Genomic DNA, 641 nt, shown 5'->3' on the forward strand with positions numbered 1-641 from the left:
CTGCTGACTCCGATCGCCAAGGCGTTCGTGACCGAAGCGGGCCTGGAAGCTGCTAACCACGGTGTACAGATCTACGGTGGCCACGGCTTTATCCGTGAGTGGGGCATGGAGCAGAACGTACGTGATGCCCGTATCTCCACCCTGTACGAAGGCACCACCGGCATCCAGGCACTGGATCTGCTGGGCCGCAAGGTGATGATGACTCAGGGTCAGGCCCTGCGTAACTTCACCAAGATCGTGCACCAGTTCTGTGAAGCCAATGGCGACAATGCGGACCTGAAAGAATTCCTGGAGCCGCTGGCCGGCTACAACAAGGAATGGGGCGAGCTGACTCAGGCCATCGGCATGCAGGCCATGCAGAACCCGGAATACGTGGGTGCCGCCTCTGTGGATTACCTGATGTACTCCGGCTACGTGACCCTGGCTTACCTGTGGGCCCGTATGGCTTCTGTGGCCCACGCCGCACTGGAATCCGGTGCCGGTGACGAGGACTTCTACAAGGCCAAGATCAGCACTGCACGCTTCTACTTCAAGCGTATCCTGCCGCGCGTGGCTGGCCATAAAGGCGCCATCGAAGGTGGTCTGGACTGCATGATGGATCTGGATGCTGATCACTTTGCATTCTGATCTTTCCTGTAGAG

The 641-nt window shown here is 58.7% G+C and carries 1 protein-coding gene; it reads left to right on the forward strand.

Annotated features, from left to right (window positions below; translation table 11 throughout):
• On the forward strand, positions 1–627 hold a 627-nt coding region (locus tag A3730_RS07970; protein ID WP_197477365.1), incomplete at its 5' end, for an acyl-CoA dehydrogenase C-terminal domain-containing protein.
• Positions 628–641 lie beyond the last annotated feature (14 nt).

The organism is Alcanivorax sp. HI0044, assembly GCF_001634945.1.